The sequence below is a fragment of the Sphingobacterium sp. WOUb80 genome, assembly GCF_050058145.1.
In the GTDB taxonomy this organism is placed as follows: Bacteria; Bacteroidota; Bacteroidia; order Sphingobacteriales; family Sphingobacteriaceae; genus Sphingobacterium.
In genome coordinates this window covers 4,920,744-4,940,681 of record NZ_CP165617.1, presented here as the reverse complement: position 1 = coordinate 4,940,681, position 19,938 = coordinate 4,920,744, and the positions used below count along the sequence as shown (strand labels likewise).

Sequence of the window (19,938 nt, the reverse complement as noted above, 5' to 3'; positions counted from 1 at the left end):
TATTGCATGAAGAAGTTTTTTTATGGCATGTTTGTATTCATGATGTTGATTACATCATGCTCAAGCCGGAGAGGTACAATATCCGCCTCTAAACCTGGCTCCAATTCAAAAACTTCTTCATCATCTTCTGTAGGACGGCCGACCATGGCTGGTAATGACTATATTGCTCATTACAAAGATGTTGCTGTTGCAGAGATGAATAAATATGGCATTCCTGCTAGTATTAAACTTGCTCAGGCTTTACTGGAATCAGGTAATGGTAATAGCTATTTAGCTCGTGAGGCTAATAATCATTTCGGTATTAAATGCGGTGGCGTTTGGAAGGGAAAATCCGTGACTCGTCCCGATGATAATATTAATGATTGCTTTCGTGTTTATGAGAATCCCGAGCAATCTTTTCGAGATCACTCGGAGTTTCTTTTACGACCGCGATATGCGGCACTCTTTAAGTTGGATAAGAATGACTATAAGGGGTGGGCTAAAGGCTTGAAAGCGGCGGGGTATGCTACCAATCCACGTTACCCTGAATTGTTGATCGAAATGATTGAAAGATACCATCTTGATCAATATGATCGCGGTGAGTCTCCGCGTGAAAAAGTTGTAAGAGAAGAGACCGTTCAGGTCGAGATCGTACAAAATGTCCAAGAAACACCTCCTGCAGTCGTAAAAACAGAAGAAATTAAGAGCCCTGTGGCTATGCGTATCCATGAGGTTAAAGCTCAGGATACGTTATATTCGCTCAGTAAGCTGTACAATGTATCCGTTGATCAGATCAAATCTTTGAACGGTCTGAGCGATGATGCGCTATCTTTAGGCCAGCTATTGGTTATATCTAAATAGTTACGCTTTAAAAGATGTTAAATATTTCGCTTTTGTACGGCGATATAGTAGTTTTACGAAAGTGATACTATTGCGATATATTTTTCTACTTATTGCCCTCATGGGCGTTACTTCTCAACTTTTTTGCCAAGATAAAAAAGTCGAGGGTATCGTTTTTGATAAAAATACCAAACAACGTATTGGAAATGTAAAACTGGCCAACTTACGTACCGGGGAGGTCAATTATAATACTATTAAGGGAGAATTTGTCTTTAATGCACAGCTAGGAGATCATATTGTTGCGATATGTAAAGGCTATTTTTCAGATACTCTTCAGGTGGATAACCGTGGTTTGTTGCTATTTCATTTGGTACGTGAATCTTTTTATATAGATGAGGTTCAGGTTTTTGCGCGTAAGAGCCCCGAAGAAATTTTGAAAAAGGCAAAAGAGGATTATGAGAAAGCGTATCGCCTTTCAGGTTACGGCGATGTGTTTTCTGTCGGTCCAACTGGCGCGGGATTAAGCATCAATTCAATCTATAGCTTATTTAGCAAGGAGGCCAAAAGAGCACGACGACTGACCAAAACTATTGAAAACGATTATAAAGAAAATGTGATCGATTATAAATTTACGAAAGAGCTTATTGGCAAGGTTACAGGACTCAACAGTGAAGAAGCAGAACGATTTAGAAGGATATTCAGACCCTCCTATTTCTTTATTCTGGCAGCGAGTGATTATGAGCTGACGAATTATATCAAGGATTGTTATTCGCGGTATCAATTGCGCCCTTCGGAATATTTTATTGAGCCTTTTCCAACAATTAATTATAAATTAGTACCGTAAACAAAAAAATAGACGTTTTCAGAATGAAGTTATTCAATTTTGTCGGCATAGCTATGCTTTGCCTTTCTATGACCAGCTTAAAGGCACAGGATCTGAAAGATCTTCGGGCGAAACCAGATACCGTAATTTCCGTACAGAGAGAACAACCTCTAAATATTAAAACGATTCGTCCTGTAGTCCCAAAACTAAATCTAGAGGTAGATTATTGGAAACATTGGACGAAATTTGGGATCAATTTAAACCAGGCTTCATTTAATGATAATTGGAAAGGTGGTGGTGTTGGTTCTATTGCTGTTGGATTGAATGCTAATCATAAATCGGATTATACCAGAGACAATTTCAACTTTGTCACTGAAGTTGATTTACGTTATGGAAAGATTAAGAACACCAATAATATTGCGAAGAAAAATAATGACCGCATATTTTGGGATAATAAGCTCTCTTATAAATTGTCAACCAATTGGGCTTTGTTTACGTCAGTGACATTTGAGTCACAATTTGACGCAGGCTACAAGTATAAGCCTGTTAATGGAAAAGATACAATCGATTATATCGAAAATGCTTTTATGGCTCCAGCTTATTTAACGGAGTCTTTCGGTCTTGAGTATAAGCCGAGTAATGAGTTTTCTCTACGTTTCGGTACCGGTACAGCACGCCAGACTTTTATCTTAGATGACCGCGTTAAACCTCGCTCGGTAGAAGGTTTTTATCAGAAATATGGTTATTATCTTTTGCCCGATATGAGTAAGCCGGAATCTGATAGTAATCAGCGAAAAGGTACAGGCGAACGATTTGGTGTAAAAGAGGACCGGTCTTTTGCAAATGCATTGGCATTCCAGTTAACGGGTAACTTAGACAAAAATTTCACAGATAAGTTGAACGTAAAAGCACGTTATAATCTTTTTGCAGATTACGAGAAACTTTCCAATCCGACACATCGTTTAGATGTAACCGTAACAGCGAAAGTTACCCGAGTAATCAATGTGAACCTAAATGGCATCATGATTTATGATCCCGATGTTATTTCAAGAGTGCAATTAAGCCAGTCTTTAGCGATGGGGATTGTCTATAGTTTACCAAAATAATGTTTAGATCAGTGTCAGTGGGGATATTACTTTGTTCATTGCTGTCTTTTGCGAGCTGCAAGTCAAAAGTTCAGCCAGTGGCTTCAAAACCGCTTGTGGCAGCTTTTGCCCCGGCAGTAGCGTTGGAGGAGAAGGTTGTGGCAAAGCCAGATACCAATTTACTGACACCGGAGGAAAGAAAAATTCTTTTCCTTCAGAAATCCGGCACCCACGCTTATTGGCGTCAGGAGGAAGCGATCCATTATGATGTTCGTAAACCAAATTTTGTTATCATTCATCACACAGCGCAGGATAGCATTGGGCAGACGATCAAAACATTTCAGATCCAACGGACCAAGGTAAGTTCACATTATGTTATTGGCCGGAACGGTGAGATTATACAAATGCTGAACGATTATGTTCGTTCCTGGCATGCAGGTGTGGCAAAGTGGGGTTCTATCGTGGATATGAATTCCTGTTCTATTGGTATCGAATTGGACAATAATGGCAGGGAACCTTTTCCCGAGGCACAAATTACTTCATTGATGACTGTGCTTGATACCTTGAAATCACGTTATTTAATTCCCACAAATAATTTTATTGGACATGCCGATATTGCACCATCACGGAAGAATGATCCAAGTGTTTTTTTCCCTTGGAAAAAGCTTGCAGAACGAGGTTTTGGTATATGGTATGATGAAGGACAGCTTGTGGCCCCTCCGGATGGTTTTAATGCGATAGATGCACTTAAAATCATTGGCTACGACACATCCAATTTAAAGGCGGCTATCGTTGCCTTTAAACGAAAATTTGTTGTGCGCGATACGACACCTGAATTGACCATATACGATAAAAGTGTCTTGTACAATATCTATAAAAAATACTGAGCCTGAACCCAATCAGGCTTTTTCTTTTACGCACACTATTTTTTGTCCTTTATAAAATGAGATTCTTTAATTCCTATCTGTAGGAAATAGGCGATCAGCATAACAGCGACACAGCCAATAAGATTGAGCCAGAGAAAAGGAATTTTGTTCATCATCCAAATGGAGATCACTATAATTTCGGAAAGTACTGCCGCAAAGAAAACAGCTTTGCCTTGAATTTTCTTCATGTAGAAGGCGACGATGAAAATCCCTAGGATAGTACCATAGAATAATGAACCCAAGATATTGACCGCCTCGAGGAGATTGCCCAGTCTGTTGGCGTACAAAGCTACAGCTACGGTAAATGTACCCCAGATCAATGTAAATAAGCGAGACCATAATAGGTCCTGCTTTTCGGATGAGTCACGGTTAATGAATCTTTTATAGATATCAATGGTCGTTGTTGAAGCCAATGAGTTAATGGCACTTGCTGTCGAACCCATAGATGCGAGAAAAATGACGGCTATGAGAAGCCCAATTAGGCCCTTTGGAAAGACGCTTGTCACAAAAGAAAGAAATACATAATTATTGTCATTGGTTTCCGCTGCTGGGTTATTCTTTTTGATTAAGTCTAAAGTTCCTTCTTTTACCTGCTGCATTTGGGCATTAAGTTGCCCCAGCGAGGTTCGATAATTGGCAATATCTTTTTTATCGTTGTGATCTAATGCTGTATTGAGCTGCTGAACAACAGATTCACGTGTTTTAAATAGTTCGCTATGCCTTTCTTCCAGCATCTGATAATCAGGGGCATATTTACTTTCTTTAAGCTTCTTGATTTCGACTTGATTGAAAAAAATAGGCGGCTGATGGAATTGATAATAGGCAAATACCAGGACTCCAATGAGTAGAATAGCAAATTGCATCGGAATTTTCAGGAGTCCATTCATGATTAATCCCATGCGGCTTTCTTTGACTGAAGCTCCCGTCAAATAACGACCTACCTGACTTTGGTCAGTTCCAAAGTAGGAAAGCTGGAGGAAAAAACCACCGATCAGTCCTGTCCAGAGTGTATAGTTATTGTTGAGGTCAAAAGTAAAATCCAACGCATTGGTTTTCCCAGATTTTCCTGCAATATGAAGCGCTTTTGATAGACCAATATTCTCTGGGAGCAGATGAATGACCAGTATGCCTGCAACGAGTAAAGAACCAAAGATAATGCTCATTTGAAGCAGTTGCGTATGAGATACGGCTTTGGTTCCTCCATAGGTTGTATAGATAACAACAAAACTTCCGATCGCCAATGTGGTCCAGGTAAGATCAATATGGAGTATAGTTGATATAATTAGCGCAGGAGCAAAGATTGTAATACCTGTAGATATGCCTCGTTGTATCAGAAACAGAATAGCAGTCAGCCCTCTGGTTTTTATGTCAAAACGTTTTTCCAAAAACTCGTAGGCAGTAAAAACTTTTAGCTTATGGAAAATAGGGATAAATGTAATACAGAGGACAATCATGGCTAAGGGAAGGCCAAAATAGAATTGGACAAAACTCATTCCGGAGGAATAGGCAAGTCCGGGTGCAGATAAGAAAGTAATGGCGCTTGCTTGCGTTGCCATTACCGATAAACCTACATGATACCAAGGCAAAGAGCGGTTGCCTAGAAGATACCCATCAATATTTTTGATGCCTCTGCTTTTATACATGCCATAAACGACAATGCATAAAAGCGTCAGGAATAAAACGATCCAATCTGCTGTACTCATGAATAGTGTTTAGTGAAAAAGTACAGAAAAAGGATAAATACAAATAGCCAGATAACGACCAACCAGTAGAAGCGCTTCCAGCTATTCATATTTTTTATCTATCAGAAGGCTTCTGAGGATAAATGACGCTATTAAAAATTGCTGCAATAATCAATCCGACAGCGGCACCGCCAAAGATGCTTAAAAATGTCTCGTTTGCAGTGAATCCAATTAATGCACCAAACACTACAGCAACTAAAAGAATAATTCCTTTTGCTTTACCAGCATCTATCGAAGTGCAGTTGTTGTCAATCTGATTTTCCATTATTATATTACTTTGATTTTGATAACAAATTTACAAATAATCTGTAAGCTCCGGGAATTCCGGCGGGCAATTGTCTAAAAAAAGATAGTGATGTATAAACAAATTTACCTTTTCCATATTGGGCGATCAATAAAGAACCGTTGTGCAGCGGTTCTCCGGGGTCTTGGATTGTAATTGGGGTGCGGTATCTTTTGTCAATATCTTCCGCAAAGTATAATCCACGTTCCTGTATCCAATGTTCGAAGTCTGCGTCGCTGATCTTGTTTGGGTAGTTGAAAATTGGATCGTTCTTATCGAAGTGTACTTTCGCCATTTCGTCGGTCACGCGGTTTCTGCCGATGCTAAAAGGGAAAGGTCCAAAATGTTTTGAGATTAATCCGTTGTTTACATTGTATTGCTCTAGGACTGTCCCGCCCATGTTGACATAAGAAAGAAGTCTATTTTGTAATTGTGCAATTTCTCTGTTGACATTGAATATTCGTACACCCAAAATCACGGCATCATAGCTATTGAGATCTGCTTTTAAGGCCTGTTCGCTAGTTAAAACATCGACTTTAATACCAATGGAAGCCAGCGACTCAGGAATTAGATCCCCTGCCCCATGAACGTATGCCACTCTTTTTACTTCGTTGATCAGATTGATATTGCTCATTTTTATTGCTACATCCGGGAAATAAACAATATTCGGAATATGTGGGTAATCGATGGTTTTTATCTCTTTCAGGTGTTCTTTTTTTGCTAATTGAAAGCTTAGTGTATCAATAGAAGATTTCGATTTGTCTATTGGTTTTATCGTAATTTCTTTAGTAAGTGTACTTCCTCCTTTGTCGAAAGATAGGTCAAATGATGGAGGCGAAACTTCCCAGCCTTTAGGGATATTAGATATGATATTAAATGTTCCCGTTTGTTGCAGCCCATTTTTGTGAAAAGTTAGATTTACCTTGACTGCGGCTGCGTTTTGGGTAAGTGCTAAAGGGCTAGAACTTTTAGCTGATAGCTGTGGGAGAATTACAATGGGGTTATAGATTTCACCCCGTACAGGATCTGTGTATTTATATTGTATAGGTTGATGGAAAATGATGTTTTCGCCGTTGATCCGAAGTCCAAATGATAGCTGTGGAGCATTTGGGTTTTCGGGGTAGCCGGTAAGATTAAAGTCGCTTACGTTAAATTTACCTTTACTATGTGCTTCAATCAGCCAGTAGGGTTGTGTTGTACTGTTAGCATATATAAGAACGGAGTCTTTTTGCAATCTATTTGTTTCTAAGGTTTCGTGCATGTCATGACCGTTTATTTGGGTGAGTTCAACGGACACATTTGGGCGTCGAACAATGACGGAATGGTCTACTTTAATCTGATCTCCCAAAGCATAAGATGGGCTTTTGGCAATACTTTCAAACCAGATTCCTCCGCAGGCCAGAATCAGTTGCTCAACTTCTCTTTTCTTCTCATTTCTCCAGTAATCGTCAGTAATTTGTTCCAATGCTTTATGGAGTTGGATAAGGTCGGCAATGACAAGTTCAGGTTTGTCTATTTGATAAGTCTGATTAATATGATCAATCAAAGATTGAATTTCTGCACTATTTTGTATTCTTTTCCATGAAGTATCAACGCCATCCAATAATGTCTTCTCTGCAGGAGAACCATCTACATAGGCAAAATATTCGATTGACGAGCCGCGTTGGGCAGCAGAACCAAATCCCTGGCTTTTGTGTGAAGATCTGCTTTGTGCCGCAATTTCCCCGTAGGATGTCCCTAATAAAGAATTATAATCGCCGATATCTATTTTTAACTGATCTTCGCGCGTGTTGTTTTGACCGCCGAAATTAGCTGTATTCCAAAGTAAGCGTTTAGCTTTCCAAGGGTGTACAAATTGAAGTTGTTCGGGAAATTGTGTCGGGTCGGCTGCTGCCTTAAAGGCTTCGTGAGCCAAAATAGCGGAAGCTTGATGATGGCCATGTCCACCTCTGGGGTCGGGAGGAAAACGTGTGATAATGACATCAGGCCTAAATTTGCGAATAACCCATACGGCTTCGCTAAGTACCCTTTGTTTATCCCAGAATTCGAAAGTCTCTTCGGGAGTTTTTGAAAAACCAAAGTCGTAGGCTGAAGAAAAGAATTGCTCGCCTTTATCTATTTTTCGCGCAGCCAATAGTTCCTGTGTTCGGATCAACCCTAGTTCGATACCTTGTTCCGTTCCAATAAGGTTCTGTCCCCCATCGCCGCGGGTTAGTGATAGGTAGCCTGTTTTGTATTTTTTTTCCTGTGCAAGCCAAGCAATCAGTCGCGTATTTTCATCATCTGGGTGTGCAGCAAAATAAAGAACCGAACCAAGTACATTCAGTTTTTCTAGATTCAGTTTGATTTCAGCAGCGTTCCATTGTGGATGCTGTGCCTTAACAATGGAAGTGGATAGGATACCCGCCAATATGATGATAGCAGAGAGAAAAGGTTTTCGCATGTTTAAAGATAAAGATTTTGATCAACAACAGATTATAGGCTATTGTAATTTTATTGACAGTGTTTGTTTGTCCTTTGATGTTGCAATAGGCTGTTATCGTTTATCAAGCTTATAAATATCCAAGGTAAATGAGCGGAATAGCTTAGTTAAAGGGGTGGGCAGTGACTGAAGTTGAAAAAGAGATTTTGTCGTAAATATCCACAGAAAATAAAAAACGGAAATTCCAATCATGTTGGAATTTCCGTTTAACAATTAAAATATTTTTTCCTGAAACGAATTTTTAGAGAATAGTTATTTTGTCGCTTCGCTCCAAGTGGCAACCTTTAACATAGTAAATATATGTAGAAAATATTTAGTTCTGTTAGATTACTTTAATTAGTTTTCCACATTGCTAAATTTTGTTAACATTTTAGCGTTTGAAAAATTAATCATATACGGGTGTTATTCGTTTAAGATGCTGAAATACAGCGATTTTTTTTTCGGATATATCCTCTTCTATCTTCAAAAAAAATGATCGACCAAATTCGGACATAGCCAATTCGTTAGGAATTTTAGTCGGCATAAGCCTCTTTGCTTCGTATACTCAAAAACGGATAAGGACACCTTGAAAAGAAAGTTTCACGATTAGGCTGTTTGCAGTAAAGACTATTTGTCAATCGCGCCTAGAACACGCTTCATAAACATGTTTAAAGCATCTTTTTTGGAGTTACCTTCTTTTATCAATTTATCGACCTCCACAGCCCCATATAGATTGGAGATCAATTCACCAAGAACATCGAGTTCTTCATCTTTCAAAGGAGCTTCTGTCAGCGCTTCTAATGTTTCGATGGTTTCCAAGACATAATCCACATCATTTTGCTCGATGAATTCTGTCAAATGTTTAATTACCGGAAGTTTCATTGAATAATTCTACTAATGCGTCCAACTTATTTGTTTGTACTTGATTGACCAATTTACCGTTTTTAAATGCAGCAAAAGTTGGTAGATTATTGACATTCGCCAATTTACGAGATTCAGGGAATTTCTCTGCATCAGCAATTACAAAAGGCACGCTGTCATTTTCTCCCGCCAATTTTTTGAATTTTGGTTTCATGATTTTGCAGTTTCCGCACCAAGTCGCGGAGTACTGAACCATAACAATATCGTTATTGTTTACAATTTCTTGTAAATTATCGTTTTCTAATTCTTGTAACATGATTTTATTATTAAGGTGATTGTTGGAGAGATCAACAGGAACCGAAAAGCTCCTGTTGATGAGACCTATGGTCTTGTATTTTTAGTGATTAGCTAAATAATCAGCTACACCTTTTCTGTCTGCGTTCATGGCGTCTTTACCTTCTTCCCAGTTTGCAGGACATACTTCACCGAATTTCTGTACGTGCGCGTAAGCATCGATCAAGCGTAAATATTCTTTAACGTTACGGCCTAAAGGCATATCGTTTACAGATTCGTGGAATACGCGGCCAGTTTCGTCGATTAAATAAGTAGCTCTGTAAGTTACAGCAGAACCTTGTGCTAAAGTGCCATATTCTGGGTGTTCAACCTCTTGAACGTCCAAAATTCCTAATACACTTGATAAATTACGGTTAGTATCTGCTAAGATAGGATATTCAACACCTTCAATACCACCGTTATCTTTTGCCGTGTTTAACCACGCAAAGTGAACTTCATTTGTATCACATGAAGCACCGATTAAGATCGTATTGCGTTTTTCAAACTCGGCAGCAGCTTCTTGGAAAGCATGTAACTCAGTAGGACATACGAAAGTGAAATCTTTTGGGTACCAAAATAAAAGCACTTTTTTACCTTCTTTAACCGCTTTTTCAAAAATGTTGATTTGTAAATTATCGCCTAAATAATCAATTGCATCTACTGTAATGCTTGGAAAACTTTTACCTGTGAAACTCATAATATATCTTTCTTTTTTTTGTTGACACAAAGATACAGCAACTCTTTCCAAAAAGCGAATTGATTTTAGCAATACACTATTGTCAAAATCTATTATGACTGGATTATAACAATAAGTTTTTATTATAATAATGATAAATCGATACGGTCTCTGGGATGTTGAGTAGGTAATAAGTAAAAATAAATGGATTAATACAGCGATAGTTACAAATTTACGGCATAAAATAATTGCAGTTATGCAAATCAAAACCTACTTTTGCGACGTTCAATTCAGAACAGCATAATGCTGGAGGGGTTCCAGAGCGGTCAAATGGGACGGACTGTAAATCCGTTGCTTCGGCTTCGAAGGTTCGAATCCTTCTCCCTCCACATTTTTTTCTTCCTTCTCTATTCTCATTTATTTTTCCGGTTTGACTTTTTATTGAATCAGTTTTTTGCAGCGGATTTTTTGGTGATGGCAGTCGCTCACAATGCACATAAACATTAATTCTTCGTCTAGGAAATCTATTTTGAAAAAAAATGACAGGATTTTAGGCTTGCTATTGACTTATTTGTAAAATAAGCCTAAGTTTGGCTTCTGAAAAGGCCCCGTAGTTCAACGGATAGAATAGATGTTTCCTAAACATTTGATAGCAGTTCGATTCTGCTCGGGGCTACTGGTAAAAAGCGATGGATTCCCATCGCTTTTTTTGTTTAAATTGACTAATGCATTTTGCGATCTTATCAAAATATTTCCGTAATATAATTGTAAATTTTTAAAAATATTTTTATTTTCGGTTAATCATTTACTAATACATCCATTTTACTTTTGGGCTTTAAGTTATATAATTGAATGGGAAGAATTTTATTATGCCAATTAAGGAAGGTCTGTGCTGCTAATCCGGCTTTTTTTATTTGTTTCGCAATTTGGACCTTATTGGTGACAGCAGTTGTATTTTTTGTCCCAAAGAGCGATTCATTCCATTTTATTAATACACGACATGCCTTCTGGGCTGATATTTTTTTTACAATACAGACCTATTTTGGAGACGGTCTTTTTGTTATTGGCGTTGTAATCGCTTACTGCTGTACACAGCAATGGAACTTCGCTCGCGCGGTACTCGGGACGTATGCTTTCTCGGGGTTGATCTGTTGCGTATTGAAGAATCTTTTTGATGTTGACAGGCCAGCGACTGTTTTCCGGGGTGATTCCACGTTCCATGTCGTTTCCTGGCTGCCGGTCGCGCACTTTAATTCTTTTCCCTCTGGGCATACCACTTCAGCCTTTGCTATGGCTGCTACAGTAGCTATTATCTCAAAGAATAGAACTTTTGGTGTACTTGCCTTTGGTCTTGCGGTATTGACAGCCTACTCTAGGGTATACTTAGGACAGCATTTTGTTGAAGATATATGGTTCGGATCTATTTTGGGTACCGGAACTGCTTGTTTTTATCTGCTGGCAATGCCTTATGTATTGAGAAGTAAACGCATGTCATTTAGCCTGAAATTCCTTCAGGTTAAAATCTAAACTTTGTTTTTAGTAAAGGATATGTATTGTCTTAAGCAAGGGATGTATCCTTAAATAAGGATAGTCGCCCCACCATAGCAAACATTAGCAAACCAAAGCAGGCGAAAACACCATAGGAGTAACGTAGGCTAAAGGCTTCTGCAATATATCCAATTAAGGGAGGTCCCATGAGAAAGCCCAGGTAGCTAATACTAGAAACCATCGCCAGAGCTACCCCAGATGACACATTTTTATTCTGTCCAGCAATGCTGTAGATTGAAGGAACGTTGCAGGCAACACCTATCCCAACTAACATAAAGGCTAAAGTACAGATGGTAAATTCCGGAAAGACAACAGATGTCATCATGCCGACGAACATCAATAGGCCGCTGTACTGAAGGGTTCTTTTCCGTCCTAATTTGCGGATGACTGCATCTCCAACAAAACGGCCTGTGGCCATCATGATCATAAAAGAAGCATAACCGACAACAACAAGATTTTCGGGCGCTTGCACGATCTCTTTGAAATATACTCCACTCCAGTCAAACATTGCTCCCTCTGTGGCCATACTGAAAAATCCGATAATGCCGAGTTGAAGTAAGCTCCCTTCGGGTCTGGAGAAAAAACTTCGCTTTTCTTTTTGAGGAGATTTTCCCGGTACTAAATATCTTTGATTGATTAGTGTATTGCCTATGACAAAGCATAAGATAATTAAGAAATGTGACAAAGTGTTCAGTCCGAGGTTCATCGTTAATAGACCAACCAATGCTCCTGTAAATCCTGCAATACTCCAGGCACCATGGAAAGAGGTCATAATAGACTTTTTGAAAATCTGTTCCGTTGCCACTCCCTGTGTATTGACGGAAATATTGCACATATTGCCCGTTACGCCAAATAGAAATAAAATACAGCCCAATTGCCATGCGTTCTGTGCGAAGGAAATGGAACATAATACTAAGGCATATGCGATGGGGACAATACGTAATACTTTCGCACTGCCATATTTTGTGACTAGTTTTCCCGATAAGGCCATGGTGGCAAGCTGTCCAACAGGAAGCATCAATAAGATGGTGCCCAATTGGCCTTCACTTAGGTTGAGATGTGCTTTAATCACAGGGATCCGGCTTGCCCAGGAGGCGAACGCAATGCCTTGGCAAAAAAAGAAAAGGGATACCGCAATTCTTATGCGATTTCGTTTGTTATAAAGATCTTCTTCTGAGTGAGTTAACGTTGCGTCCATAGTTTCTGATTTGAGGGTGCAAAGTTAAGGATAAGTATCTCATTTAAAAATAGAATGATTTAAAAAAATACCTGAACTTTTGTATTGTGGCTTGTGTGTGCTAATGTGTTTATATTCAGTGTGTTGGTTTGTTTGGTGATAATTATGTGTAATTGCATTGATAATTATCTTCTCTTTTAAGTGTTCCAAGAAGAAAATAATGTTATGATTTTTTTGAGTTCGGTTAAAATAATCTTAGCCAATAGCCATACTATTTGTAATAACCAATCTTGGTATAAAAACGTTAAATGAGGTGAATTTGTTTCAGTTTATTTTATGTGTGTCACACTTTAAGTGAGTAAATGCTGTAAATACTTAGGGATGAAATAGTAGCGTCTCCTAATCCTTTAACGAATGTATACCTGTAGGCTGACTAGAAGGAGGGCTGTGATTCCCTGAAACAAGACTGGAAAAGCATAAAATATAAAATTTCAAATTCTTCTGCATTTCATAGTGGATTTGTTCAATCCCTATTCTACCTTTGTATTGGCAAACAATTATTAGCCTCCTAGATAACATGATAAAAAAACTAATTTTAAGTACAGTTCTAGCTTATGCTGGAACAGCCTGTGTTATTGCCCAGCAGCCTACATTTTTATCCCACCCGACGTTGAGTCCAGATGGCAAAGAAATGGTTTTTAGCTACGAAGGTGACCTTTGGAAAGTAGGGAGTCAGGGTGGCGTTGCAGTGCGGCTTACAGGAATGGAAGGAAATGAGATCAATCCACGAATTTCCCCGGATGGAAAATGGATCGCCTTTTCGGCCAATCAAAATGGTAATATGGATGTCTATGTGATGCCTCTTGCAGGAGGAGACATCCGTCAGCTCACTTCCCATGATGCTTCCGACGAGGTAGACAGCTGGAGCTGGGATAGTAAATCTCTTTATTTTACCTCATCGCGTTACAATAGAATGAGCGCCTATCAGGTTGCTTTGGATGGCGGCACGGCAACGCGGTTGTTTCCACATGTATTCAACTATATTAGTAATGTTGTACCGACCCCTTCGGGCGAACTTTTATTCAATGACAGCTGGGAAGGCTATAGTTCGGCGAATCGTAAACGCTATAAAGGTGCTTTCAATCCGGACATCAAGTCTTATAATCCCAAAACAAAAGCTTTTCAACAATATACGGATTATATAGGTAAGGACTTTTGGTCGACAGTAGACCAAAAAGGCAACATATTCTATGTGTCCGACGAAAGTAATGGTGAGTACAATCTCTATCAAATCGCGGGAAAATCGAAAATCCAATTAACGTCTTTCCCAGAATCTATCAAGCGTCCCTTTGTTGCTGCGGACGGTAGTAAAGTGGCATTTGAAAAGGGCTATCAGCTTTATATTTACGATGTCAATGGGAAGAAAACGATACAACCCAGCATCGCCCTTAACCGTAACCAGGTACTCGGAAAACTGAAAGAGTTTAACATTTCAGGTAACATTAGTAATTTCGACGTTTCTCCAGACGGAAAGAAAATGGCATTTGTATCCCGTGGCGAGTTGTTTGTCTCGGATATCGAAGGGAAGTTTGTTCGCCAGATGCCTAGTCAAGGAGAGCGTATTATGGAAGTTAAATGGCTTAAAGACAGTAAAACGCTACTCTACAGCCAAACTTATCAAGGGTATCAGAACTGGTTTTCTCGCAGTGCAGATGGTAAAGGTGAGGTCAAACAATTGACGGAAGATCTGCGCAACAATCGTGATATTGCATTAAATGGAGATAAAACAAAAGCTGTATACCTCAGTGGTCGTGATGAAGTTCGTACATTGGATTTGACAAGTTTGAAAAGCCAGACGGTGGTTAAAGATGAAATCTGGGCCTTTCAAAATTCTTCACCTTCATTTTCTCCGGACGGAAATTATCTTTTGTTCACAGCGATACGCAATTTTGAACAAGATATCTTTGTGCATAACCTGAAAAGTGGGCAAACGACAAATTTGACAAATACAGGTGTTACGGAGGCTGCGCCATATTGGTCTCCTGATGGCAAATACATTTATTTTGCGAGCAATAGAACCAAACCGTCCTACCCTACCGGTATGCAAAACTCAAGTATTTTCCGGATGGCATTGACCAACTTTGATCAGCCGTATCGTAGCGCAAAGTTTGATGAGTTATTTTTAACACCTGAAAAGAAAGATACGACTGTAAATAAAACTGGTGCAGTTAAGAAGGAAGCTGGTGCTAAGGATAAAAAGAATAGTGATACCGAAAAAGATAAGCCAGGGACAAGTCCATCGACCGAACCAAAGAAGGCTGTTTTGGTTCAATTGGATTTAGAAGGATTGCGCGACCGGATTGAGCAAGTCAGCCCAGCATTTGGAACACAATTCGACCCATTAGTGATACAAAAGGGAGATAAATCTTATTTGTTCTATTCATCCAATCACGAAGGGAAATATAGTGCATATCGTACCGTGTATGAATTGTTTGCTCCAGCGAAAACTGAAAAGGTCACGGACGGGGGAATGGGCCAATTTTTAGAAGCTGGGGGCAAGTATTTTGTATTGAACCGAGGAACAATTCAGAAATATAATCTCGATTTGAATAAGCTTGATGCAATTACAATGAGTTTTAAATTCAATCGGGATCTTGAGAAAGAGTTTAATCAAATGTTTTACGAAACATGGGCCAATCTGGAGGAAAATTTTTACGATAGTAACTTCCATGGTGTCGATTGGGTTGCGGTCAAAAAGAAATATGAAAAATATCTTCCGGGGATCAATGATCGAACAGATTTGCGCATCCTTTTAAATGATATGTTGGGCGAACTCAATTCGTCACATTTGGGTTTCAGTTCAATGGGGCAGGAAGAACGTAAACCTTTTGGTTTCGTAACGAACGAAATCGGTGTGGTGTATGATGCTACCGACCCATTTAAGATCAGTTATATTGTTCCGAATGGACCTGCAGCGAAAAAGGAAGTGGATATTCATGAAGGCGATATTCTTGTAGCCATTAATGGTACAAAATTGAATACACAGGTCGATCGCGATAGTTATTTCACCTGGCCATCTCTTGAGGAAGAGATTCAACTGACCTTGAATCGTCATGGCAAGGAAATCCAGACAAATATTCGTCCAGTATCAAGTGCCGCTTTTAGGGATTTGCTTTATGACCAATGGATTAGAGACAATCGAAGCCGAGTGGATCAGTTGAGTAGCAATAAGATCGCTTATTCGCATATGAAAAATATGTCGGATACTGAGTTGCAGCGCTTTCTGATCGATATGGCTGAACATGAGAATAACAAACAAGGCATTATCTTAGACCTCAGGTATAATACTGGCGGGAATGTTCACGATGAAGTTTTGCGATTCTTGTCGCAGCGCCCTTACTTACAATGGCAATATCGGGGCGGGAAACGTGCTCCACAAAGTAATTTTGCACCAGCAGCCAAACCGATTGTTCTGTTAATTAATGAGCAATCTCTAAGTGATGCCGAGATGACCGCAGCAGGTTTTAAAGCATTGAAGTTGGGTAAAATCATCGGCAATGAGACCTACCGCTGGATCATTTTTACATCAGCCAAAGGCTTAGTAGATGGCTCTAACTATCGTCTGCCATCTTGGGGATGTTATACGCTTGATGGTCAGGATCTCGAACAAACCGGTGTCGCCCCAGATATACTTGTGAAAAATACGGTCCGAGATCGGATGGAAAATAAAGATCCGCAATTGGAAAGAGCAATAAAGGAAATTCTTGACAATATAAAATAAGGAAGTAAGCATTAGAATTACTTACTTTAAATAGGCTGTCCAAAAGAGTTGGACAGCCTATTTTTTGAAGCCTCATTTTTTTTGAACACGATCTTCCGATTTTTTTGCTATTTATAGTCCTTCAGCGTATGATTTACTCCATTCGGTCTCGCCCTTTACCCTGTGGAAAGCAATAGACGATTTTAAGTTTTTTTTTTAAGTGTCTGTTTGTTAGTGCTTAATGACTTTGTTCGCTGTTTCATTATGAAATTCACGATTTTCCTGCATCCCTTCTCAAAATATAAACAGGAGTAACATGGAAAATATTATATTACAAGTAAAAGAGTCTTGTTCTGCAGATTGGAACAAGATGACCCCACAAGAGCAAGGTCGTTTCTGCGGCCAATGTGAAAAGATCGTTGTTGATTTTTCAGAGATGGATGATCAGGAAATTGTGGATCAAATAAAAAAAGCCAGTAAAGGGTTATGCGGTCGATTTTATGAAGATCAGTTGATGCGCGAATTGGATGCCACGATCTCTTTTTCTAAGAATCCGATTTGGCGAGGAGGGTGGACAGGTATTGCCGCAGGTCTAATGTTGGTCGGATCATTGAGTTTTCATGTCGCTCAAGCACAAAACAAACTGACAGGAGAGGTTGTTGTTGTGCAAACTAAAAATGATGAGCTAAGACAGCAAGGCCGAAGCAATTTATCCGTAAACGATAAGCCTGTATTAAAAGGAAGTCGGGATAGTAGTAAAGTAAGTATAAAGGGTAAAGTTGTTTGCGCTGGAAGTGATGTGAGTATGATAGGAACAGAAGTTTCCTTAGGAAGTTATCGTACAGAAGTAGATGAAAAAGGATATTTTCAACTATGGGTACCACAAGCTTTGTTTCGGGTAGATCAAGAGCTTCGTGCGCAGATGATCGGCTATAAAACAGTCGTTATTCCGTTCAAGAAAGGGGCCAAAATCCAATTGGATAGGCCTATAGAGATGGAATTTAGACCGATGATTATGGGAAAGATCGCTGTTCCAAGGACAAAGGAAAATATACAGCGGAAGAATAAATAGTTTAAAGGTCTCTTTTTTTACAGTTCGCTAGTTTATTACAAAAGGATCAAAAATCTCGCTTGAATGTCATAAAAGTCAAAAAAATATTCTTTTCCACTTGACTTTTTCTGCGGTGAACCTTACATTTGGTTTATCGAATGACTTCGTAGCTCAGTTGGTAGAGCAACAGACTCTTAATCTGTGGGTCCTGAGTTCGAGCCTCAGCGGGGTCACTTTCAAAAAAGCCATTTTACGTGAGTAGAATGGCTTTTTTTGTGTGTTTAGAGTGCCTTTAAAGCAGCTTTTTCATTTTTGTCATACCGAGAGGTTATAAAATCTGTTACTTAATGTTATATGCTAAAATATGATATTTAGGTTATTTCAGTATAAGATATTATTGATCGAAGAGCAATCAATAGACAGGCGATAGAGAAACATAAGAGGATTTCCGAAACCGGGGCGAGCAAAAGTCGAGGCTGTCCCTATGAATTCAGGAATGTAACCAAACTCAGGAAAAAGATGTGTTCTAGTGTTGACGCTTCGGTTTTGGATTACTGATCCCTTTAGTTTTTATTGAGTTTCGCGTATTATTTCTGCTAGGAAAACATAAAACTCTTTAATCTGTTATTAATTCAGCAAATTTATTACGTAAATTTGTATTTCAGACGATAAGCTTATGGAAGACAAGAAGATTTCGATATTGTACGTTGATGACGAAGAAAACAATTTGTTTTCTTTTAAAGCGACATTTCGACTAAAGTATAAAGTGTTTACGGCAATAAGCGGTGCCGATGCAATCGATATTGTCAAAAACAACCAAATACATATTATCATTACTGATCAACGAATGCCGGAAATGACTGGTGTGGAGTTTTTGGAGGAGATTATCAAAATTAATGCAGCTCCAATGCGTATCCTTTTGACAGGATATACAGATATGGCAGCTGTTGTTGATGCTGTCAATAAAGGGAAAATCTTTCATTATCTCAATAAGCCTTGGAGTGAAGAGGAACTTGATCAAACAATTCAACGCGCTTATGATGTCTACGCTGAGCGTCAAAAGATTGTGGAAACCAATTCTCAGCTCGAAACTTCTAATGATCAGTTGGAGTTTTTGCTTCGTCAGAAGCTACTTTCCTAAAATATTCTAATTTTAGGAAAGTCAACTTTTATTTAAATGCTTGTTTGGGTTGCGATAGTCCTCCCAGCCTTCCATCGGATATGAAGGCAATCATAAAGGGCTTATTTGCTTGGTATGACGACTGTAAACGTGGTGCCTTGATTTGGTTGTGATTGCACTTCAATTTTTCCTTGTAGCTTCAAGAGTGCATTTTGAACGTTATAAAGTCCAAATCCCATTCCTTTAGCCTGATCACTGGCTCTAAAGAATAGTTTGAAGATATCCTCAACATACTCTGGCGATATACCTATTCCATTGTCACTTACAATAATTTTAGCTTTACGTTCTGACACCAAGACAGATAGTTTTACGTATTGGTTTTCCTGTCCTTTACGTTGGTATTTAAAAGCGTTAGAAAGTAGATTATGCAAAATTAGTTCTAGAAGTGCTTTATCTCCGCTAAAGATCTCTTTTTGATCCACTGAAATTTCAAAAGCAACATCTTTATTTTGCGTGTACATGCTGTAAAACTGGCGGATGTTGTCAAAGAGCTCTTCGAAACTTATCTCGGACAGCATGAGTTCTCCTCTTCTTAAGAGATAATAGTCTCGCAGACTGTCAATATAGGCATCTAAACTGACCAATGAACTATCCATTAGAGATAACAGCTCATGAATACGGTCTATGCTATCAAACTCTAATCCGAGTTTCACTGCCGAAAGAACCCCTGTCAATGGGTCCCGCAGGTCATGACTAACACTATAAGCAAACTTATCTAATTCATCATAAGCTTTTTGTAGCTCTTGATTCTTAACTTCCAACATGGAGTTTGCAACATAAAATTTGTTTGCTTCCTCAATAGCTGAAACGATTTCTTCATTCATCCAGGGTTTACGGACAAACCTAAATATATGGCCCTTATTAACAGCATCGATTACAGTTTCCATATTAGCATAGGCCGTTAAAAGAATACGGATCGGTTTTGGGAAATCTTTTTTGATGCGGTGTAAAAAGTCGATGCCCATCTCGTCAGGCATACGCTGGTCACAGAAGATAATACGGATATCAGGATGAGCATGAAGTATCGTTTCGGCCTCACTCGTATTGGACGCTGTATAGATAGCATAATCGTATCTAAAGTTTGCCTTAAAGCTAACCAAATTGTTTACTTCGTCATCGATATATAATATTTCAAGCTCCCTCTGCATAATTTTATTATATGGTTTATTCCCTTACAAAAGATATGAAAAAATAATAGTTAATTGAACTATTT

Annotated in this window: 16 protein-coding genes and 3 tRNA genes; 11 read left to right on the top strand and 8 right to left on the bottom strand. The window is 38.9% G+C overall.

Annotated elements, in window-relative coordinates:
* Nucleotides 1–6 precede the first annotated feature (6 nt).
* From AB1Z56_RS20490 to AB1Z56_RS20475, 4 genes are all read left to right on the top strand, one after another.
* Complete coding sequence (locus AB1Z56_RS20490; RefSeq protein WP_309367211.1) at nt 7–840, top strand: glucosaminidase domain-containing protein; 834 nt, start codon at nt 7–9, stop codon at nt 838–840.
* A 100-nt stretch (nt 841–940) separates the two neighbouring features.
* Nucleotides 941–1,663 carry a hypothetical protein gene (locus tag AB1Z56_RS20485; RefSeq protein ID WP_309367210.1) on the top strand — a complete coding sequence of 241 codons (723 nt, stop codon included), beginning with the start codon at nt 941–943 and terminating at the stop codon, nt 1,661–1,663.
* A 23-nt stretch (nt 1,664–1,686) separates the two neighbouring features.
* Entirely contained in the window at nt 1,687–2,748 is a 1,062-nt protein-coding gene (locus AB1Z56_RS20480; protein ID WP_313264934.1) for a DUF3078 domain-containing protein, read from the top strand.
* Nucleotides 2,748–3,614, top strand: coding sequence for an N-acetylmuramoyl-L-alanine amidase (locus AB1Z56_RS20475; RefSeq protein ID WP_426789981.1), 867 nt, complete (start codon nt 2,748–2,750; stop codon nt 3,612–3,614). Before AB1Z56_RS20480 ends, AB1Z56_RS20475 begins: the two co-directional genes overlap by 1 nt.
* 35 nt (nt 3,615–3,649) lie before the next feature.
* Here the strand turns inward: AB1Z56_RS20475 and AB1Z56_RS20470 are convergent, their stop codons facing one another.
* From AB1Z56_RS20470 to AB1Z56_RS20445, 6 genes are all read right to left on the bottom strand, one after another.
* Complete coding sequence (locus tag AB1Z56_RS20470) at nt 3,650–5,356, bottom strand: sodium:solute symporter (RefSeq protein WP_426789980.1); 1,707 nt, start codon at nt 5,354–5,356, stop codon at nt 3,650–3,652.
* Between the two features lie 94 nt (nt 5,357–5,450).
* Nucleotides 5,451–5,660: a hypothetical protein gene (locus tag AB1Z56_RS20465; protein WP_293899581.1), complete on the bottom strand. Its 210-nt coding sequence runs from the start codon at nt 5,658–5,660 to the stop codon at nt 5,451–5,453.
* 7 nt (nt 5,661–5,667) lie between these two features.
* Entirely contained in the window at nt 5,668–8,121 is a 2,454-nt protein-coding gene (locus tag AB1Z56_RS20460) for a PIG-L family deacetylase (protein ID WP_426789979.1), read from the bottom strand.
* A 645-nt stretch (nt 8,122–8,766) separates the two neighbouring features.
* Nucleotides 8,767–9,021, bottom strand: coding sequence for a DUF6952 family protein (locus AB1Z56_RS20455; protein WP_046673203.1), 255 nt, complete (start codon nt 9,019–9,021; stop codon nt 8,767–8,769).
* Complete coding sequence (locus AB1Z56_RS20450; protein WP_309367205.1) at nt 9,002–9,316, bottom strand: thioredoxin family protein; 315 nt, start codon at nt 9,314–9,316, stop codon at nt 9,002–9,004. The genes AB1Z56_RS20455 and AB1Z56_RS20450 overlap by 20 nt, the downstream gene beginning before the upstream one ends.
* Nucleotides 9,317–9,397: 81 nt before the next feature.
* Nucleotides 9,398–10,081 carry a peroxiredoxin gene (locus AB1Z56_RS20445; RefSeq protein ID WP_309367204.1) on the bottom strand — a complete coding sequence of 228 codons (684 nt, stop codon included), beginning with the start codon at nt 10,079–10,081 and terminating at the stop codon, nt 9,398–9,400.
* A gap of 236 nt (nt 10,082–10,317) precedes the next feature.
* On the opposite strand from AB1Z56_RS20445, the gene AB1Z56_RS20440 reads away from it, so the two are divergent.
* The 3 genes from AB1Z56_RS20440 (at nt 10,318) to AB1Z56_RS20430 (ending at nt 11,536) form a co-directional block, all read left to right on the top strand.
* Nucleotides 10,318–10,398: transfer RNA gene (locus AB1Z56_RS20440), tRNA-Tyr, on the top strand.
* 215 nt (nt 10,399–10,613) lie between these two features.
* Nucleotides 10,614–10,685, top strand: a tRNA-Arg gene (locus tag AB1Z56_RS20435).
* A gap of 176 nt (nt 10,686–10,861) precedes the next feature.
* Complete coding sequence (locus tag AB1Z56_RS20430) at nt 10,862–11,536, top strand: phosphatase PAP2 family protein (RefSeq protein WP_426789978.1); 675 nt, start codon at nt 10,862–10,864, stop codon at nt 11,534–11,536.
* Nucleotides 11,537–11,567: 31 nt separating this feature from the next.
* On the opposite strand, the gene AB1Z56_RS20425 is transcribed toward AB1Z56_RS20430, so the two are convergent.
* Nucleotides 11,568–12,755, bottom strand: coding sequence for an MFS transporter (locus AB1Z56_RS20425; protein ID WP_426789977.1), 1,188 nt, complete (start codon nt 12,753–12,755; stop codon nt 11,568–11,570).
* 556 nt (nt 12,756–13,311) lie between these two features.
* Between AB1Z56_RS20425 and AB1Z56_RS20420 the strand changes: the two genes are divergently transcribed.
* The 4 genes from AB1Z56_RS20420 to AB1Z56_RS20405 all read left to right on the top strand — a co-directional run bounded on the left by AB1Z56_RS20420 (nt 13,312) and on the right by AB1Z56_RS20405 (nt 18,686).
* Nucleotides 13,312–16,515 carry a S41 family peptidase gene (locus tag AB1Z56_RS20420; RefSeq protein WP_426789976.1) on the top strand — a complete coding sequence of 1,068 codons (3,204 nt, stop codon included), beginning with the start codon at nt 13,312–13,314 and terminating at the stop codon, nt 16,513–16,515.
* Between the two features lie 295 nt (nt 16,516–16,810).
* Nucleotides 16,811–17,566 (top strand): hypothetical protein, encoded by a 756-nt coding sequence (locus tag AB1Z56_RS20415; RefSeq protein ID WP_426789975.1) that lies wholly within the window; start codon nt 16,811–16,813, stop codon nt 17,564–17,566.
* Between the two features lie 139 nt (nt 17,567–17,705).
* Nucleotides 17,706–17,778 (top strand) — tRNA-Lys (locus AB1Z56_RS20410).
* Nucleotides 17,779–18,221: 443 nt separating this feature from the next.
* Nucleotides 18,222–18,686, top strand: coding sequence for a response regulator (locus AB1Z56_RS20405; protein ID WP_046673283.1), 465 nt, complete (start codon nt 18,222–18,224; stop codon nt 18,684–18,686).
* A 101-nt stretch (nt 18,687–18,787) separates the two neighbouring features.
* Here the strand turns inward: AB1Z56_RS20405 and AB1Z56_RS20400 are convergent, their stop codons facing one another.
* Complete coding sequence (locus tag AB1Z56_RS20400) at nt 18,788–19,873, bottom strand: hybrid sensor histidine kinase/response regulator (RefSeq protein WP_309367199.1); 1,086 nt, start codon at nt 19,871–19,873, stop codon at nt 18,788–18,790.
* Nucleotides 19,874–19,938: the final 65 nt, after the last annotated feature.

Excerpts from the sequence above, each read along its gene's own strand:
- AB1Z56_RS20490 (WP_309367211.1), top strand. The coding sequence starts at position 7 with ATGAAGAAGTTTTTTTATGGCATGTTTGTATTCATGATGTTGATTACA.
- AB1Z56_RS20485 (WP_309367210.1), top strand. The coding sequence starts at position 941 with ATGGGCGTTACTTCTCAACTTTTTTGCCAAGATAAAAAAGTCGAGGGT.
- AB1Z56_RS20480 (WP_313264934.1), top strand. The coding sequence starts at position 1,687 with ATGAAGTTATTCAATTTTGTCGGCATAGCTATGCTTTGCCTTTCTATG.
- AB1Z56_RS20475 (WP_426789981.1), top strand. The coding sequence starts at position 2,748 with ATGTTTAGATCAGTGTCAGTGGGGATATTACTTTGTTCATTGCTGTCT.
- AB1Z56_RS20470 (WP_426789980.1), bottom strand. The coding sequence starts at position 5,356 with ATGAGTACAGCAGATTGGATCGTTTTATTCCTGACGCTTTTATGCATT.
- AB1Z56_RS20465 (WP_293899581.1), bottom strand. The coding sequence starts at position 5,660 with ATGGAAAATCAGATTGACAACAACTGCACTTCGATAGATGCTGGTAAA.
- AB1Z56_RS20460 (WP_426789979.1), bottom strand. The coding sequence starts at position 8,121 with ATGCGAAAACCTTTTCTCTCTGCTATCATCATATTGGCGGGTATCCTA.
- AB1Z56_RS20455 (WP_046673203.1), bottom strand. The coding sequence starts at position 9,021 with ATGAAACTTCCGGTAATTAAACATTTGACAGAATTCATCGAGCAAAAT.
- AB1Z56_RS20450 (WP_309367205.1), bottom strand. The coding sequence starts at position 9,316 with ATGTTACAAGAATTAGAAAACGATAATTTACAAGAAATTGTAAACAAT.
- AB1Z56_RS20430 (WP_426789978.1), top strand. The coding sequence starts at position 10,862 with ATGGGAAGAATTTTATTATGCCAATTAAGGAAGGTCTGTGCTGCTAAT.
- AB1Z56_RS20425 (WP_426789977.1), bottom strand. The coding sequence starts at position 12,755 with ATGGACGCAACGTTAACTCACTCAGAAGAAGATCTTTATAACAAACGA.
- AB1Z56_RS20420 (WP_426789976.1), top strand. The coding sequence starts at position 13,312 with ATGATAAAAAAACTAATTTTAAGTACAGTTCTAGCTTATGCTGGAACA.
- AB1Z56_RS20415 (WP_426789975.1), top strand. The coding sequence starts at position 16,811 with ATGGAAAATATTATATTACAAGTAAAAGAGTCTTGTTCTGCAGATTGG.
- AB1Z56_RS20405 (WP_046673283.1), top strand. The coding sequence starts at position 18,222 with ATGGAAGACAAGAAGATTTCGATATTGTACGTTGATGACGAAGAAAAC.
- AB1Z56_RS20400 (WP_309367199.1), bottom strand. The coding sequence starts at position 19,873 with ATGCAGAGGGAGCTTGAAATATTATATATCGATGACGAAGTAAACAAT.